Source organism: Bacillus sp. LR--39 (assembly GCF_053613335.1).
Map to the genome: position 1 here is coordinate 1 of NZ_JBSIOT010001625.1, position 513 is coordinate 513.

Here is a 513-nt window from a genome sequence, read left to right on the forward strand (position 1 = left end):
AGGTCAAATTCGGATGCGCCTAACAAATCAAGCGTAAGCGGGAGTCTGACTGTTTTTCCATCGTTTAAAATCTGTGTTTCTTTCAGTGTTCTTCCATTCACTGAATCTCTTGTCGTAGCATGAAACCCGTCAGGAAATTGAAATTCTACCGCTCCGAGAGAAAGCACCGCATTTGGTTTATATGTCACTTCAATATCAGAAGTGGTCCACTCTTTCGTGCTGTTAATTGTTTTTGCCTCGATTGATGCAGACTGTGCATGAGCTTGGCCCGAAGGAAGTAAGATTGATAGTAAAACAGCTGAACTGATGAATAATGAAGATACGAATGAAGTTCTTTTTAGCATGACATTTCCCCCTAAATGATTGTTGAAATTTGGCCAGAGCGTCCTCTGCAGAAAAAGCGCTTTTTCATAATTCGCGAATTACCAGTTCTTTTTCTTAAAAATTAATCTATCATCATTTTCCATGGAAGTAAATGTTTTTTAAGGAATATTAACACTTGGAATTCAATGA

The 513-nt window shown here is 38.0% G+C and carries 1 protein-coding gene; it reads right to left on the reverse strand.

Going from position 1 to position 513, the window contains the following annotated elements; translation table 11 throughout:
- Nucleotides 1-344: BslA/BslB family hydrophobin (locus ACWHAR_RS32175; RefSeq protein ID WP_452089060.1), on the reverse strand; the 344-nt coding region annotated here is incomplete at its 3' end.
- Nucleotides 345-513 lie beyond the last annotated feature (169 nt).